Raw genomic sequence first — 15,679 nt, 5'->3', positions numbered from 1 at the left:
ACCTTGGGCGACTGCCCATCATTCGCCACACGACTGACTCGATACTTTTGGAGCTTCCATGACTACCCCCGTACACACGCCAGCTCCTGAAGCCGTCGCCGAGCCGGGCACCGAGATCGTCGCAGGTAAGAAAGCTGCGATCATTCCCGACTTCAAGTTTTCGTTCAAACCTGCTGACTTTGCGCCGGTGAAGACCTTGGAAGAGCCGTATTACAAGAAGTCCGGCAAAGCCAGCCACAACAAGATTCCTGGTGCTGCGCCGCATGGCACGCGCAAGTCCATGGGCAAACGCTGATCCCTTAGCGTGTTTAGCGCTTAGGCATGCTGCTGAAAGCGTTCGCGGTACTGGGTCGGCGTTACCCCCAGGCGCTGGCTGAAAATCAGGCGCATGCGGCTGGCACTGCCAAAGCCGCAGTGATAGGCCACCGCCTTGATCGCTAATTGGCTGCCTTCGAGCAAATGACGCGCGGCGTCGATCCGCGCCCGTTGCACGAACTCAGCTGGGGTCACTTTCGCGTCTCGGGCGAAGATTCGCGCAAAGCTTCGCGGACTCATGGCGACCACTTCCGCCAGCCGCTCCACGGAGAATGGCTCGGCGATGTGTTCCATGACGTAGCGCTGGATTTTCGCCACCGGTGAGCTGTCATCGTCGGGCGCTATCAGATACGGGCTGAACTGCGATTGCCCGCCCTGGCGCTGCACTACCACCAACAAACGCTTGGCCACCAACAATGCCACTGCGGCCCCGTGGTCTTCCGAGACCAATGCCAAGGCCATGTCGATCCCGGCGGTAACCCCCGCGGAGGTCATGAGCCGGCCATCGCGCACATAAATCCGGTCAGGTTCGACACGCGCCAAAGGAAATTGCTCGGACAGTTGGTGCGCGTGGCTCCAGTGCGTTGCCGCCTGTTTGCCATCGAGCAGTCCGGCGTGTCCCAAAATAAATGCGCCGGTGCAGATCGACCCATAGCGCCCGGCCAACGGCACCGCTTTGCGTAACCAGGCGGTTATAGCCGGGAGGGCCGCGGTTTCCGGCAACAGCGGACCACCCGGCACCAGCACTACATCAAAGGCATAGGGAGCATCTTCGATCGCGAACTCGGCACCCAGCGGCATGCCGTTGGACGCCATGATCGGAAAGGGCGCGGTGCCAATTGTCACGATGCGGTAGCTGCTGGCCGCCGGGACAAAACGGTTAGCTTCAGCGAACACATCCAATGGCCCGGCGACGTCCAATGACTGGACGCCGGGAAAAATCACAATCGCCACGCTCTTCATTGATGATCGTTCACGTCTGTTGTAAGGAGATGAAGGTGTAGTTCAGGGGCTCACGGGTGACCACCTGAGCGCCAGCCGATCTTAGGGTATCGGCGATTTGCGGGCCTGACACGTGAAATGACCAACCCGACTCGGCGGACAGTTGCGGCAACGTAGCGGCCTCGCCGATTTTTTGCAGGGCGGCGGCGAAGGCAGCCATGTCCGGCAGATAAGCGGTGAAGCCATCGCCCTTGAGTGCGGCGGTGCGAATCCCCAGTACCTTGCAGATGGCGTCTTTGGTGGCCACCTCATCGCGGTCTGCCTGCCGCGATTGTTCGATGAGAGCTATCAGTTGAGCGTCCACCACTTGGCCTCCGAGGATGAAGTCCGGTCCCTGTTCCCACGCTTGGGGCGGGCAGTCTTTGGCCTCGGGTCGTAACGGGATCTGGGGATTGATCTCCATTGGATAAATCCGGCACACCAGCGGGCGACGGTCATAGATGCGGCACAGGTTTTCTGCGTCAAGATTCCGGCAAGGTCCCAGGTTATACGCGGCGAAGGTGATGGCCACGTAAACACTCGCGCTGCCGCTGGGAACCTGGCATGAGCGACGCTGTGCGTGGGTACGTTGCAGCGCTGATACGCCGTATCCATCTTCAAGAAAAGCCTCGGCCAATACGATCACCGAACCGCCATCGGCCGCCCATTGTCTGGCTTCGAGCAATGTCAGGGGGACGTGATGGTCAGTGCAGCACTTGCCGCACCCTACACAAGAAAATTGAGTATTCATTGAAGTGGAAAGCCAAATTAGAGCGCGTGATGAGGGTGACAGATTTACCCGCACCGTCACTGCCGAAGCAGGTTTGTAGCAAGTTGTACGCCATTGAAGCGGGGTTGGTACGGGGGGGCGCGCGTGAGCTGTTTAAACCATGCTGGCAAGGCGGTGGCTAGTTAGGCATATTTTGGCGACCGCCCCGATCAGATCGTGTGTGCGGCGAATCAGAGGTCGCGCTTACTTTTTCGCGGGAGTTAGCATTGAGTCCCATTCGGTGACCACCGCCGTTTGGCTTTGGCGCTGATACAGGCACAGCTCGGTGCCGACTTTGTTTTTCATGTGCGCTTGTGGGTAGTGACCTTTGAGCAGCAGCGCGCTGTAGCCGATGCTGTCGTCGAACAGCGCTGCGGTGCCTGCCGGTTTCACGTCTTTGAGTTGGCTGGCTTTCACACAGCTGGCGATGATTGCTTTATCCAAATCACTCCACGCTTGGTCGCTGGATGCATTGGCTTGGGCGCCAATGACCATAAGGCCTGTGAGCAATAGCAGGGATGCTTTCATGTCGGGTTCCTCTTTGAGCAGTGTCCATTGAATGCCAAATTATGGCAGACAGGCTCGGTGGGGGCTCGTTAGTCAACGGCGGAGCGTTGGACATAACTCATGCCGGATGTTTCATACAGGCATCGAGCGGCGTGATTGGTCTCCAGCACATTGAGGTCGACACTGGCTTCGCCGCGCAGGTGGAATTGATGAAAAGCGTGACTCAGCAAGGCTTGCGCCAGCCCTTGGCGCCGAGCGCGGGGGTGGACCACCAGATCGCGGATGAAGGCGCTGGTCCAGCAGTGCGCCGCGCCGATCAAACCGTGTTCATCCGCGGCAATTATCCACAGCGAAGGGTCTGACTCCGGCCCCGTAGCGCACTTACTGCTCCAAGCCTCATACGGCGCAACGCTGCCGCCGCCGTGTTGGTAACCGATGACTAAAAGCGCGTGTAACTGCGGCGCGATGTCTGCGCTGAACCTGACTCGATGGCTGCTGCCGGGCCATTGCCGGGGACTGCTGGCTTGACGGACGTCACGCCGCATTAGCCAACAGTACGGGCCGCAATTATGACTCAGCGTTACGGACGCTTCTTCTGAGTCGGCTGGGTTTAGATGCCTTGGGCCTCGACCGTACGGGCCGCTTGAATCAAGCATTTAGTCAACTCGGGAGAAGAAAATTTAGTCAGCACAGCGTTCGCCCCGGCAGCGCTGGCTTTGTCGCTGTTCATTTTGCTGTCTAGGGAGGTGTGCAGCAGCACGTACAAATCCTTGAAATCCGGTGTCTCGCGCAACGTTCTGGTAAATGCAAAGCCATCCATCTCCGACATTTCAATGTCAGAAACCACCACATTGATCTGCTCGGCGGTGCCTTGTAGTTCAAGCAGTTGATCGATGGCTTCTTTGGCGCTGCGTGCCGTGTGGCAATGAACCCCAAGGGTGCGCAGTGTAATCAGGGATTGCTGCAAGGCCACCTGACTGTCGTCCACCAGCAGAATATTGGCCTTGGACAAAACCCGGGCTTCGTCTTCGCTCAATTGAGCGGGTTCAGTGACAATTTTTGCCGGAGCAATGCCGTGGATGACTTTTTCGATGTCCAAAACCTGTACTAGCACGCCATCGACTTGGGTGACGCCGGTGATAAATGATCGGTTGCCGGAGCCGTAAGGTGGGGGGCGGATGTCGGTGGTCAGGCAATGGACAATCTTGCTCACCGCCTGGACATGCAGGCCCTGCTTGGAACGGCTCACGTCGGTGACGATCAGGCATCCACCCGACGGGTCCAACAGCGGTTGCTCACCGATGGCTCGGCTGAGGTCGATCACCGACAACGACAAGCCGCGCAAGACCGCGACGCCTTGAACGTGTGGGTGGGATTCGGGCAAACGGGTCAGGGGAGGGCAGGGGATGATTTCGCTGACTTTGAGCAAGTTGATCGCCATCATTTTGCCGCTGCGCAAGGTAAACAGCAGCAACGATAGAGAGTCTGCGCGGGCTTTATTCGAGGACATATAAACCTTCTGGAATTAAAGGCGTCGCTGTACATGAGCGGCGAACAGCTTTCGATGCCGGGTTATCGACTTGCCTGGAGCAGGCTTGAGGAGCATTTGCGCCCAAGGTCATCGGTGGTGCGTTGCATCTGTAGTCATTAAGACACGCCTGCGTCTTTTTGACTTCGATTCTGGAAGTGTCAATTTGACACGTTATATTCAAGGTGTTGATTTATATAGGATTAATACATGGCACGAAAGCTGATAAGTCAAGGTAACCCGTTAAAAAGCCTTGCGGCTCAGGAGTCATACCGTGTTGAACGCTCATGATCGTGCCATTGTTAAATCCACTGTGCCACTCCTCGAAAGCGGTGGCGAAACTTTAACCACGTATTTCTACCAAATGATGCTGCGGGAATACCCCGAGGTGCGTCCACTCTTTAACCAGGCTCACCAGGCCAGTGGTGATCAGCCTCGTGCGCTAGCCAATGGCGTTTTGATGTACGCACGGCACATTGACGAGCTGGAACAGTTGGGCAATTTGGTTGCGAAAATCATCAATAAGCACGTTGCGCTACAGATCTTGCCGCACCATTACCCCATCGTCGGCACCTGTCTGATTCGCGCCATCGAAGAGGTGCTGGGCAGCGACATCGCAACCCCTGAAGTTTTACAGGCGTGGGGCAATGCCTATAAACAGCTGTCGGATATTTTGATTGGCGCTGAGCGAGTTATTTATGAGGAGAAAGCCGAGGCGGTTGGCGGTTGGCGCGGGGCTCGGGAATTTGAAGTGGCTCGTCGCGTTGATGAAAGTACTGAAATTACCTCGTTCTATTTTGTGCCTGTCGACGGTGAGGCGGTTCTGGATTACACCGCAGGCCAATACATTGGCTTGCAGCTTTTTATCAACGGTGAGGAAACGCGCCGCAACTATTCGTTGTCGGCGATAGCCGATGGCATTCAGTACCGTATCAGCGTTAAGCGCGAACCCCATGGTGTGGCGTCGAATTTTCTGCATGACCACGTGCACGTTGGCGAGCGCATCAATCTGTTTACACCCTCGGGGGAGTTCACCTTGGTCGATAGTATCAAACCGCTGGTATTGATCAGCGGTGGGGTTGGCATTACGCCGACACTGGCCATGCTTGAAACCGCGCTGTCGACCTCGCGCCCCGTGCATTTTATTCACTGCGCGCGTAATGGCGGCGTGCATGCGTTCCGGGATTGGGTTAATGACTTGGCGAGCCTTCATCCGCAGTTGAAGCACTTTTATTGCTACGCCGAGGACGACGGCGTTAGCCCCCAAGCGCAAGCAGTCGGTTTGCTCGACCAACAACAACTGGAGCAATGGTTGCCTGAAGACCGTGACCTAGATGCTTACTTCTTGGGTCCGAAAGGATTTATGGCCTCGATCAAGCGCCAGCTCAAGGCAGCGGGCGTGCCCGAGCAGCAAAGTCGTTACGAGTTTTTCGGCCCTGCGGCCGCGCTGGAATTGTAAGCGCAGGCTTGTCCGCTCCACACTTGTTCCGCGTTTGCTGCTCGACAGCGCGGTATCGAAGATGTAGCGAACCCTCCTACAGATCCGGTGGCAGCGGTTGTGCGCTTGAGCTGGAAACGACTGCCCATGATTATCTTGGGCGATCAAGCCGTTGAGCCTTTACACTCCGTGCCACACCATTCGAAGGGTAAAGGGATGAGCGACAACTTGATGTACCTGAGACGAGAGAAGAAATTTCTGGTGCTGCTGGGGGTGATTTGCCTCGCGATGATTGGTGGTGCGTTGTACATGCAGGTGGTGCTGGATGAGGCGCCGTGCCCGCTGTGTATCTTGCAGCGCTATGCGTTGTTGTTCATCGCCATTTTTGCGTTCATTGGCGCGTGGATGCCGGGCCGCCTTAGCACAACGGTGTTCGAGGGGTTTGTGATGCTCAGCGCCATAGGTGGCGCGGTGGTGGCCGGGCGTCATGCTTATATTCTTGCGCACCCGACCGAAAGCTGCGGTATCGATGTGCTTCAACCGATCGTCGACAGCCTGCCGCTGGCGTATTTGTTTCCGCTGGGTTTCCAAGTGGATGGCTTCTGCACCACGCCCTATCCGCCAATACTTGGTTTGTCATTGGCGCAGTGGGCGTTGGTGGCGTTTGTATTAACGATAGTCCTCGTTCCGTTGGGAATAATGAGTAACCGCCGTAGCGCTCGGTGAGCTTCAAGGATAGAATTCAAATGCCCTACATTATCTGTGGATATAGGGCGTTTATCTGTACCGGGTTTAGCCCGGTATTTGATTTTTGCAGAATCTGATATGAACTGTTGCTGAATAAGTCATAGTCAGCAAATGGTTACATATCTACAATCGCCAGCATTAACCAGTCAGCACCGCTCGCAGTAGCAAGAAACGATGCCCCCAGCGTCTCTACGACCTTAGTAGACAGCGCCAGCATCAGGCGTTGACACCTCAGAACACCCGCACCAAATGGAATTGGTCTGCTAACCAGGCCGTTGCCACCATTCAAATAAGAAACCACAGATAATTTCGGATTTGTCGATCGGCTCTTGAGCTGCTTTGGCAGGCCCTTATTCAGATCAAAAAAATACGCCAACACCGGCAGGCTTTAGTGTCGGCGCTCGAATTCCAACTGACTGCGCAAGCTGCTTTAGAGGTCGTGAGATGAGTAGAAAAGGGTACCCCAGATTATTAGGCTTCTTGGCCTTTTTGAGCACGCTCGCGCTCAGTGGTTGCGGCATGTCCGTCCTTGATCCCAAAGGGCAGATAGGCATTGACGAGAAAAACCTGATCATCACCGCTACCGTGCTGATGTTGTTGGTCGTTGTGCCCGTAATCATCATGACGTTCGTGTTCGCCTGGAAATACCGCGCTTCGAACACCAACGCTACCTACGCACCGAACTGGGCTCACTCGCATAAAATCGAAGCCATTGTTTGGGGCGTTCCGACCGTTATCGTTATCGCGTTGGGCATACTGATCTGGAAATCCAGTCACGACCTCGACCCTTACAAACCGCTGGACTCGGCCATCAAGCCGGTGACCATTGAAGTGGTGATGATCGATTGGAAATGGCTGTTCATCTATCCGGACCTGGGCATCGCTACGGTCAACGAAATCAAGTTTCCGGCCAACGTACCGGTTAACTTTCGGATCACTTCCGACGCCACCATGGGTTCGTTCTTCATTCCAGGCCTGGGCGGTCAGATCTACGCCATGGCCGGTATGGAAACCAAATTACACCTGATCTCCAACGAGAATCATGTGTACGACGGGATGGCGGCCAACCTGACCGGCGAAGGATTCTCCGACCAAAAATTCAAGGCATACGCCACTTCACAGGCTGATTTCGACGCTTGGGTTGCCGCTGCCAAGAAAGCACCTAATCAGCTCGACCTGGCGCAATTCAACGAACTCGCCAAGCCTAGCGTGAAACACCCTGTCGAATACTTCGCCACCGTTCAGCCAGATCTGTTCCAGACCATCATCGATAAGTATGAAGGCATGAACAAAGGCACCGGTATGAAGCACGAAGCGGGTGAGAAGAGCGAAATGACGGGTATGGATATGACTAAGCATTCGGCTGCCGGGGCAGAGGAGTAACAGATGTTCGGTAAATTAACGCTGGACGCGATTCCCTTCCATGTTCCGATAGTGATGGTGACGCTGTGCGTCATCGCTCTGATTGGTGCGGGAGTGATCGCTCTAATTAGCTACAACCGTAAATGGGTTTATCTGTGGTCTGAATGGTTGACTTCGGTTGACCACAAGAAAATCGGGGTGATGTATATCATCGTTGCGCTGGTCATGTTGCTGCGCGGCTTTGCCGACGCCCTCATGATGCGCTCACAGTTGGCCTTGGCCAGCGCCGGTCACGAAGGCTATTTGCCGCCGGAACACTACGACCAGATCTTCACCGCCCACGGTGTGATCATGATTTTCTTCATGGCGATGCCTTTCATGGTCGGCCTGATGAACATCGTCGTACCGCTGCAGATTGGTGCTCGCGACGTTGCGTTCCCGTTCCTCAACTCGTTGAGCTTCTGGTTGTTCGTCGTCGGTGCGGTTCTGGTTAACCTGTCACTGGGTGTCGGCGAGTTCGCCCGTACCGGTTGGGTTGCCTATCCACCGCTCTCCGGCCTGGCTTACAGTCCGGGCGTCGGGGTCGATTACTACATCTGGGCCTTGCAGTTATCCGGGTTAGGGACTTTGCTGACGGGGGTGAACTTCATTGTCACCATCCTGAAAATGCGTGCGCCTGGCATGACCTTGATGAAAATGCCGGTGTTCACCTGGAACTGCCTGTGCACCGCGATCTTGATCGCGGCGTCGTTCCCGATCCTCACCGCCACCCTGATTCTGCTGACGCTTGATCGTTACCTGGGCATGCACTTCTTCACCAACGAGCTTGGTGGTAACCCGATGATGTACGTCAACCTCATCTGGGCTTGGGGCCATCCTGAGGTGTACATCCTGATCCTGCCGGCATTCGGTGTGTTCTCGGAAGTGACCTCGACGTTTGCCAAGAAAACCCTGTTCGGCTACAAATCGTTGGTCTACGCGACCATCGCAATCACCATTCTATCGTTCGTTGTTTGGCTGCACCACTTCTTCACCATGGGGTCGGGTGCCAACGTCAACGCGTTCTTCGGGATCATGACGATCATCATTGCCGTTCCCACGGGAGTGAAGATCTTCACCTGGCTGTTCACTATGTTCCGCGGTCGGCTTCAATTCACCACCCCGGTTCTATGGACGTTGGGCTTTATCGTAACCTTCACTATCGGCGGCATGACTGGCGTACTGCTGGCGGTGCCGGGCGCGGACTTTGTGTTGCACAACAGCCTGTTCCTGATCGCGCATTTCCATAACGTGATCATCGGCGGTGCGGTCTTCGGTTACCTGGCAGGCTTCACCTACTGGTTCCCGAAAGCGTTCGGCTTCTCGCTGAACGAGCGCCTGGGCAAGTACGCGTTCTGGTGCTGGCTCGTCGGCTTCTACCTGGCTTTCATGCCGCTCTATGTTTTGGGCTTCATGGGCATGACTCGTCGCCTGAACCACACCGATAACCCGCAATGGACACCTTGGCTCATCGCTGCCTTCCTGGGCTCGTTGATCATCATGGTCGGCATCGCGTTCCAGCTCATTCAACTGGTTGTCAGCATCCGTGACCGTGAGAAGAACCGTGATCTGACTGGCGATCCGTGGGATGCCCGGACCCTGGAGTGGTCAACTTCTTCGCCGCCACCGTTCTACAACTTTGCCGAGCAGCCGGTCGTTGACAACCTGGACGCGTACTGGGAAATGAAAGAGCGCGGCATCCAGACCAAAACCGCAGCTGATTACAAGAAAATCCACATGCCGCGCAACACCGGTGTGGGCTTCTACATTGGCTTTGGCAGCCTGATCTTTGGCTTTGCTTTGATCTGGCACATCTGGTGGCTGGCTGCGATCGGTCTGGTCGGGATGGTGGCAACCTTCATCATTCGCTCGAACGACGACGACATCGACTACTACGTCCCTGCCGAAGAAGTTGCGCGAATTGAAAACGAACGCCTTCAACTTATGGCTAAGCAGGCTTAAACCATGTCGAACTTAGTATTAGAAAGCCAGATTGCCCATGCTGAGGAGCATGGGCACGAGGATGCCGGGTCAATGACCGTGTTCGGCTTCTGGATCTACCTGATGACCGACTGCATCTTGTTCGCGACGATCTTCGCCGCGTACTCGGTGCTAAGCAACAACGTCGCAGGTGGCCCGTCGGGCAAAGACATCTTCGAACTGCCGTACGTGTTGGTAGAAACGTTCTGCCTGCTGTTCAGCAGTATCACCTACGGCTTCGCCATGCTGGCGATGCACAAGGGTAACAAGAAGGGCGTTATCAGCTGGTTGGCAGTGACCTTCTTACTGGGTCTCGGCTTCATCGGTATGGAAATCAACGAATTCCATCACCTGATCGCTGAAGGCTTCGGTCCTGATCGCAGCGCCTTCTTGTCCGGCTTCTTCACGCTGGTCGGGACCCACGGTCTGCACGTGACCTCCGGTTTGATCTGGATGGCCGTGTTGATGTTCCAGGTCAAGAAGAAAGGTTTGACCGCAACCAACATGACCCGCTTGAGCTGCCTGAGTTTGTTCTGGCACTTTCTGGACGTGGTCTGGATCTGCGTGTTCACCGTTGTCTACCTGATGGGAGCACTGTAAATGGATCACGCTAATATCAGCCATGCTGGCGCCGAACATGCTCATGTCGGCAGCGCCGGTGCCGACCACGGCAGCCTGAAGTCCTACGCTATCGGCTTTTTCCTGTCAGTAATCCTGACGGTTATTCCGTTCGGTCTGTTGATGCACCCGATCTTCGCGCAGCCGGTCACATTGGCTATCGTCGTGTTGTTCGCCGTGGTGCAGATCTTTGTTCACCTTGTGTTTTTCCTGCACATGAACAGGTCGTCCGAACAGCGTTGGAACATCGTCGCTTTTGCCTTCACCATCCTGATCATCGTGATCGTGGTTGGCCTGTCGTTGTGGGTGATGTACAGCATCCACACGAACATGATGGCGCACTGAGGAATCTGAATGTCCCTTAAGCACTTTATCCAAATCACCAAGCCGGGGATCATTTTCGGTAATGTGCTTTCGGTGGCAGGTGGCTTCTTCCTCGCTTCTAAAGGGCATGTCGACTTCGGCGTGTTTTTGGCTGCGGTGATAGGCACCTCGTTGGTGGTAGCGTCCGGTTGTGTCTTTAACAACTGCATCGACCGCGACATCGACGTGAAGATGGAGCGGACCAAGAATCGGGTGTTGGTGCAAGGACTGGTTTCGCTGAAACTGGCCCTGATCTACGCCACTGTTCTGGGCATCGCCGGGGTGGGCTTGCTTTACACCAAGGCCAATCCATTGGCAGCGCTGTTTGCGGTCATCGGTTTTGTGATTTACGTCGGCTTTTACAGCCTGTACCTGAAGCGCAAATCGGTGCATGGCACCCTGGTCGGAAGTCTGTCGGGGGCTATGCCGCCGGTGATTGGTTACGTCGCGGTGAGCAACAGCTTCGATCTGGCGGCACTGACGTTGTTGGTGATGTTCAGTTTGTGGCAGATGCCGCACTCCTATGCCATCGCGATTTTCCGTTTCAACGATTACCGAGCTGCGTCGATCCCGGTGCTTCCGGTGTTGCGCGGTATCGTTGTCGCCAAACGGCACATCTTGATCTACATCCTGGCGTTCCTCGTGGCGACGCTGATGCTGACCATCGGTGGTTATGCGGGCTTCAGTTACCTGGCCGTCGCGGCAGGCATGGGCATGTACTGGTTGTACATGGCTTGGACGGGCTACAAGGCGGTGGATGACACTGTTTGGGCACGCAAGCTGTTTGTGTTCTCGATCCTCACCATCACCGCCCTGAGCGTGATGATGTCGGTGGATTTTCAAGTGCCCGCTGAGTTGTTGGTCACTTACGCACGTTGAAATAACGCAGGCACTCGAACAGAAACGTCCCGCTCTGCTAAGGAGAGGGGCGTTTTTTTTTGGATCTGATGGGGTAACGATCCGTCCAATTGACTTCGCGCAAAACGTGCGAGCTGTAAAACTGGCAATGAGGCGATAGCCAAAGCTATCGCGTTGCAGCATGATATGCGCGATTAAGGCCTGTGAGAAAACGGTTGCGCCGCTGCTCCGAAATGTTGTCTGGCCTGACGGCCGGCACAGAGTGGACCCTGAAATGACTGCAGAGCCGCCTTCTCGGGCGTCGCTGTCGATGGACACCAGTAGAAACATCGAATGATGACTGAACAACTTACACCCAGAAAAGAACAAGCAGCGGATCTCAGTCCGCTGGTCTCCATTGTTGCGCCCTGCTACAACGCAGAAAAATACCTGGAGGAGGCGCTCAAGAGTATTTTTTCTCAGGACTACACCAATGTAGAAGTTATTATCGTCGACGATGGATCGACCGATAACAGCTATGCCATGTTAGAGGCGCTACAAAATACTTACGATTTCCAGCTCTTTACCCAGACGAACCAAGGTGTAAGTGCAGCCCTTAATCACGGCCTGAAATACGCAAATGGTAAGTATGTGTCAACCCCGGACCTGGATGACATCATGCTTCCGGAGTCCGTGCGGGTGAGGGCTGACTACCTGGATAAACATCCTGAAGTGGGCTGTGTTGGCGCTTTGGTCGTCTACATGGACAGTGAGGGCAATAACGTCAAAACGCAGAAGCTGGCGGAAATTCAGCGTTTGGGTTTTGACGAGATTTTAAGCAACGCCATTGTGGTGGGTGCCCCGGTCTCGTTGTACCGAATGGACGCTCTCCGGGCGGCTGGGTTTTACGAGCCGAGCATCAAAGTGCAAGACTTTCAGATGACGTTGAAGATAGCCGATCAGGGTTATCAGATACATGTACTGCCCATCAGTGTCACTCGGTATCGACGTCATCCGAACAACCTGTCTCGTCGCTACAAAGTTCTGCTGGATGCGGACATGAAAGCAATCAGCCCTTATCAGTCGCACCCTGGGTACGAGAAAGGCAGGACGGTTATCCTCAATAAAGCGCTTAAATACGCGGTCGTGACGGATAAAAAAGACGCCTGGCGTTTATTGCGAGCCATTCCCCTTCGCCGCTTCAACAAAACCACCTTTCGCCGATTGAAACGGTTGTTGCTACACCGCTAATCGCGCGCCGCCGCTGCTTGGAACTTTAGCTAAATGTTCCCGGTCTCACTGCCATCTGAGAGGGGCACGTCCATGGGATTTCTTGATTTTTTAAAAGAAAGGCGGACGCGAAAAAAGCTCAGCGGCATGGACAAGCTTCATCGGTTACCCGAGAAAATCAGATTGCGCTACCCGAAGTACTCGTTCGGTGTCGGCACTTACGGTATCCCTGAGGTTATCCGGTTCGGTCAGGGCGCCGTTCTGACAGTCGGCGCCTATACGTCAATTGCCACGGGGGTGAAAATCTTGCTGGGGGGTGAGCATCGCACCGACTGGGTGACCACTTATCCATTTCCGGCGATGATCAGCGAGGTCAACGATATCCTCGACTTCTCGACCACCAAGGGCGACGTGGTCATCGGGAGCGACTGCTGGATTTGCACCGATGCAATGATTCTTTCCGGCGTTACCGTCGGTCATGGCGCTATCGTTGCCGCTGGCGCTATGGTGAACCGAAACGTCGCACCCTTCTCAGTGGTCGGCGGCAACCCATGTAAGTTCATTCGCTGGCGTTTTGACGAAGAAACCCGTGCAACACTTCTGCAATCGGCATGGTGGGAATGGCCGATCGAGGAGGTCAAGGCGATGGCGAGAACCTTGTGCAGTGCGGATATTGACGGGTTCATCCGCTATATCAATGAGCGCAACGTGGAGCAGGGGTTGGAATGACGCTGGCACATCTTGCTCAATATGGTGGCATCACAGTTATGCTTCCTGCCGCGATTGTCGTTGGCATCTGGCTTTACGTATCCGGCTCCAAACGCTCAGCATTGATATGGTTGGCGACAATGCTGTCGGTCTACGTGATCGTTGGGATAAGTAAAATTTTGTTCAAGGGCTGGGGCATTGGCCTGCACAGCCTCAATATTTCGGTCATCAGCGGTCACGCCATGCACACCTGCCTGGTGTTGCCCGTGGTCCTGAGTTTGCTCGCGCGTCAAATTGATCCACGGTTGCGTTGGCCGGCGGCTGGGGTGGGACTGATCTTCGGCTGGTGGTTTGCCACTTACTGCGTGGCGCCGTTCGTTCATCCGCTGCAAGAAGCCGTTGCGGGGGCTCTTCTCGGGACCGTAGCCGCGATTTCATTCTTGTACAGCGTGGACGGTCTCGAAATCCGTAAAATCCCCCTGGCCGCCTTAGTGCTTGGAATTTCGTTCATGGCGTTCAACGCCACGACCACCAAGTACACCGCCGAGAGCGTGCTCAACCGGATAGCCGTGACCCTTTCTGGCGGTGATCGGGCCTTCAAACAGCCGGAATGGCGAACACCTCAAGTGCAACTGCAACTCAAGCCGCCCAGCTGATCAAGCCCGCGGTCCTCAAGCCGTCTTCGCTACCCGCCGCCCCATGCGCAGTCGGTACAGACCCAGGATGAACAAAATCCATACCGGCATGATGTACACCGAAATGGCGATTCCGGGGATCATCAACATCATAATCAAAATCAAGGCCACGAAGGCCAGGCACAGGTAGTTGCTGAAAGGGGTCCAGAACGCCTTGAACCCAGGCACTACGCCTTGCTCGATCATGGCTTTACGAAACTTCAGGTGGGTCAGGCTGATCACGACCCAGTTGATGATCAGGGACGCGACGACCAACGCCATCAGCAATTCCAATGCTTCGTGGGGCGCGACGTAATTGACCACGACACACAGCAGGGTCACCAGCGCCGAGACGCCAATGGCCAGTACGGGAACGCCTTGTTTATTCAGTTTCATCAGCGCTTTAGGGGCGTCGCCTTGTTCAGCCAGGCCGAAGAGCATGCGGCTGTTGCAGTAGACGCCGCTGTTATAGACCGACAGCGCCGCCGTCAGCACCACGACGTTAAGAATTTGCGCCGCTGTATCGTTACCGATCAACGCGAAAATCTGGACAAAAGGGCTACCGCTGTAGGCATCGCCGGATGCGCCGAGGGTCTGCAGCAACGAATCCCAGGGGTACAACGCCAGCAGGACAGTCAGCGCGCCGACGTAGAAAATCAGGATGCGGAACACCAACTGATTAATTGCTTTAGGAATGACTTTGCGTGGCTCACTCGCCTCTGCGGCGGTAATCCCGACCAACTCCAGCCCGCCGAACGAAAACATGATGAAGCACAGTGACATCAACAGCCCGCTCATCCCGTTCGGGAAGAAACCGCCGTGTGTCCAGAGGTTGCTGAACGATGCCTGAGGTCCACCGGTGCCGCTGATCAGCAGATAACCGCCGAGTACAATCATGCCGATGATGGCGACCACCTTGATGATCGCAAACCAGAACTCGGTCTCGCCGAAGACTTTGACATTGGTCAGGTTGATCAAATTGACCAACACGAAAAAAACCGCAGCGCTGACCCAGGACGGTACATCCGGCCACCAGAACTGGACGTATTTGCCGACGGCCGTTAGCTCAGCCATGCCCACCAGCACATACAGTACCCAGTAGTTCCATCCGCACAAGAAGCCTGCGTAGCCGCCCCAATACTTGTGCGCGAAGTGACTGAAAGAGCCGGCCACTGGCTCCTCGACAATCATCTCGCCCAGCTGGCGCATGATTAAAAACGCAATGAAACCACAAATGGCATAACCCAAAATCATCGCCGGCCCGGCGGATTTGAGGACGCCAGCAGAGCCAAGAAACAGCCCGGTCCCAATCGCGCCACCGAGCGAAATCAGCTGAATATGGCGGTTTTTCAAGCCACGCTTGAGCAAGCCTGGCGTCAGGTCTTCACCTGTCATTGCTTTACCTTTCTGTATTTGGAATAGGGCGGAGGTGGAGCGGGTGTTGAAATTCGCCGCCATTCTAAAGCGACGAGTGCGTAGGAAGCATCCCTAAATTGCGGAAAGGGGCGCTGTGGGAGCAGGCTTGCCTGCGAAGAGGCCGGTAATCGCGCCGCTGATGTTGACCCGAAACCTACGGCGCCTGC

General features: G+C 55.4%; 17 protein-coding genes. 11 read left to right on the top strand and 6 right to left on the bottom strand.

Going from position 1 to position 15,679, the window contains the following annotated elements:
- The first annotated feature begins 58 nt into the window (after positions 1-58).
- Positions 59-295: a hypothetical protein gene (locus tag RHM65_RS00400; RefSeq protein WP_322167911.1), complete on the top strand. Its 237-nt coding sequence runs from the start codon at positions 59-61 to the stop codon at positions 293-295.
- A 20-nt stretch (positions 296-315) separates the two neighbouring features.
- Here the strand turns inward: RHM65_RS00400 and RHM65_RS00395 are convergent, their stop codons facing one another.
- The 5 genes from RHM65_RS00395 to RHM65_RS00375 form a co-directional block, all read right to left on the bottom strand.
- Positions 316-1,278 (bottom strand): GlxA family transcriptional regulator, encoded by a 963-nt coding sequence (locus RHM65_RS00395; protein ID WP_322167912.1) that lies wholly within the window; start codon positions 1,276-1,278, stop codon positions 316-318.
- A gap of 10 nt (positions 1,279-1,288) precedes the next feature.
- On the bottom strand, positions 1,289-2,047 hold the full coding sequence (locus RHM65_RS00390) for a YkgJ family cysteine cluster protein (protein ID WP_322167913.1): 759 nt from the start codon (positions 2,045-2,047) through the stop codon (positions 1,289-1,291).
- A 222-nt stretch (positions 2,048-2,269) separates the two neighbouring features.
- Positions 2,270-2,593, bottom strand: a complete 324-nt coding sequence (locus tag RHM65_RS00385) for a hypothetical protein (protein WP_322167914.1) — start codon at positions 2,591-2,593, stop codon at positions 2,270-2,272.
- Between the two features lie 68 nt (positions 2,594-2,661).
- Positions 2,662-3,117: a GNAT family N-acetyltransferase gene (locus RHM65_RS00380; protein WP_322167915.1), complete on the bottom strand. Its 456-nt coding sequence runs from the start codon at positions 3,115-3,117 to the stop codon at positions 2,662-2,664.
- A gap of 65 nt (positions 3,118-3,182) precedes the next feature.
- Complete coding sequence (locus RHM65_RS00375) at positions 3,183-4,082, bottom strand: chemotaxis protein (RefSeq protein WP_322167916.1); 900 nt, start codon at positions 4,080-4,082, stop codon at positions 3,183-3,185.
- Between the two features lie 292 nt (positions 4,083-4,374).
- On the opposite strand from RHM65_RS00375, the gene hmpA reads away from it, so the two are divergent.
- From hmpA to RHM65_RS00325, 10 genes are all read left to right on the top strand, one after another.
- Entirely contained in the window at positions 4,375-5,559 is a 1,185-nt protein-coding gene (hmpA, locus tag RHM65_RS00370) for an NO-inducible flavohemoprotein (RefSeq protein ID WP_322167917.1), read from the top strand.
- 195 nt (positions 5,560-5,754) lie between these two features.
- Positions 5,755-6,264 carry a disulfide bond formation protein B gene (locus RHM65_RS00365; RefSeq protein ID WP_322167918.1) on the top strand — a complete coding sequence of 170 codons (510 nt, stop codon included), beginning with the start codon at positions 5,755-5,757 and terminating at the stop codon, positions 6,262-6,264.
- 465 nt (positions 6,265-6,729) lie between these two features.
- Positions 6,730-7,668, top strand: a complete 939-nt coding sequence (gene cyoA, locus RHM65_RS00360) for a ubiquinol oxidase subunit II (protein ID WP_322167919.1) — start codon at positions 6,730-6,732, stop codon at positions 7,666-7,668.
- A gap of 3 nt (positions 7,669-7,671) precedes the next feature.
- Complete coding sequence (gene cyoB, locus RHM65_RS00355) at positions 7,672-9,648, top strand: cytochrome o ubiquinol oxidase subunit I (protein WP_322167920.1); 1,977 nt, start codon at positions 7,672-7,674, stop codon at positions 9,646-9,648.
- Positions 9,649-9,651: 3 nt separating this feature from the next.
- On the top strand, positions 9,652-10,266 hold the full coding sequence (locus RHM65_RS00350; protein ID WP_322167921.1) for a cytochrome o ubiquinol oxidase subunit III: 615 nt from the start codon (positions 9,652-9,654) through the stop codon (positions 10,264-10,266).
- Positions 10,267-10,629 carry a cytochrome o ubiquinol oxidase subunit IV gene (gene cyoD / locus RHM65_RS00345; RefSeq protein ID WP_322167922.1) on the top strand — a complete coding sequence of 121 codons (363 nt, stop codon included), beginning with the start codon at positions 10,267-10,269 and terminating at the stop codon, positions 10,627-10,629. It begins immediately after the preceding gene.
- 9 nt (positions 10,630-10,638) lie between these two features.
- Positions 10,639-11,526, top strand: a complete 888-nt coding sequence (cyoE, locus tag RHM65_RS00340) for a heme o synthase (RefSeq protein WP_322167923.1) — start codon at positions 10,639-10,641, stop codon at positions 11,524-11,526.
- A gap of 315 nt (positions 11,527-11,841) precedes the next feature.
- Entirely contained in the window at positions 11,842-12,735 is an 894-nt protein-coding gene (locus tag RHM65_RS00335) for a glycosyltransferase family 2 protein (protein ID WP_322170761.1), read from the top strand.
- 72 nt (positions 12,736-12,807) lie between these two features.
- On the top strand, positions 12,808-13,443 hold the full coding sequence (locus RHM65_RS00330) for a CatB-related O-acetyltransferase (protein WP_322167924.1): 636 nt from the start codon (positions 12,808-12,810) through the stop codon (positions 13,441-13,443).
- Positions 13,440-14,078, top strand: a complete 639-nt coding sequence (locus RHM65_RS00325) for a hypothetical protein (RefSeq protein ID WP_322167925.1) — start codon at positions 13,440-13,442, stop codon at positions 14,076-14,078. Before RHM65_RS00330 ends, RHM65_RS00325 begins: the two co-directional genes overlap by 4 nt.
- Before the next feature lie 15 nt (positions 14,079-14,093).
- On the opposite strand, the gene RHM65_RS00320 is transcribed toward RHM65_RS00325, so the two are convergent.
- Positions 14,094-15,491 carry an amino acid permease gene (locus RHM65_RS00320; RefSeq protein ID WP_322167926.1) on the bottom strand — a complete coding sequence of 466 codons (1,398 nt, stop codon included), beginning with the start codon at positions 15,489-15,491 and terminating at the stop codon, positions 14,094-14,096.
- Between the last annotated feature and the right edge of the window lie 188 nt (positions 15,492-15,679).

Source organism: Pseudomonas sp. CCI4.2, from assembly GCF_034350045.1.
Lineage (GTDB): Bacteria > Pseudomonadota > Gammaproteobacteria > Pseudomonadales > Pseudomonadaceae > Aquipseudomonas.
The sequence above is the reverse complement of the archived record's forward strand: the minus strand, read 5'-3'. Positions and strand labels throughout refer to the sequence as shown.

Coding starts and splice junctions, on each gene's coding strand:
- RHM65_RS00400 (WP_322167911.1), top strand. CDS start 59: ATGACTACCCCCGTACACACGCCAGCTCCTGAAGCCGTCGCCGAGCCG.
- RHM65_RS00395 (WP_322167912.1), bottom strand. CDS start 1,278: ATGAAGAGCGTGGCGATTGTGATTTTTCCCGGCGTCCAGTCATTGGAC.
- RHM65_RS00390 (WP_322167913.1), bottom strand. CDS start 2,047: ATGAATACTCAATTTTCTTGTGTAGGGTGCGGCAAGTGCTGCACTGAC.
- RHM65_RS00385 (WP_322167914.1), bottom strand. CDS start 2,593: ATGAAAGCATCCCTGCTATTGCTCACAGGCCTTATGGTCATTGGCGCC.
- RHM65_RS00380 (WP_322167915.1), bottom strand. CDS start 3,117: ATGCGGCGTGACGTCCGTCAAGCCAGCAGTCCCCGGCAATGGCCCGGC.
- RHM65_RS00375 (WP_322167916.1), bottom strand. CDS start 4,082: ATGTCCTCGAATAAAGCCCGCGCAGACTCTCTATCGTTGCTGCTGTTT.
- RHM65_RS00365 (WP_322167918.1), top strand. CDS start 5,755: ATGAGCGACAACTTGATGTACCTGAGACGAGAGAAGAAATTTCTGGTG.
- cyoA (WP_322167919.1), top strand. CDS start 6,730: ATGAGTAGAAAAGGGTACCCCAGATTATTAGGCTTCTTGGCCTTTTTG.
- cyoB (WP_322167920.1), top strand. CDS start 7,672: ATGTTCGGTAAATTAACGCTGGACGCGATTCCCTTCCATGTTCCGATA.
- RHM65_RS00350 (WP_322167921.1), top strand. CDS start 9,652: ATGTCGAACTTAGTATTAGAAAGCCAGATTGCCCATGCTGAGGAGCAT.
- cyoD (WP_322167922.1), top strand. CDS start 10,267: ATGGATCACGCTAATATCAGCCATGCTGGCGCCGAACATGCTCATGTC.
- cyoE (WP_322167923.1), top strand. CDS start 10,639: ATGTCCCTTAAGCACTTTATCCAAATCACCAAGCCGGGGATCATTTTC.
- RHM65_RS00335 (WP_322170761.1), top strand. CDS start 11,842: ATGACTGAACAACTTACACCCAGAAAAGAACAAGCAGCGGATCTCAGT.
- RHM65_RS00330 (WP_322167924.1), top strand. CDS start 12,808: ATGGGATTTCTTGATTTTTTAAAAGAAAGGCGGACGCGAAAAAAGCTC.
- RHM65_RS00325 (WP_322167925.1), top strand. CDS start 13,440: ATGACGCTGGCACATCTTGCTCAATATGGTGGCATCACAGTTATGCTT.
- RHM65_RS00320 (WP_322167926.1), bottom strand. CDS start 15,491: ATGACAGGTGAAGACCTGACGCCAGGCTTGCTCAAGCGTGGCTTGAAA.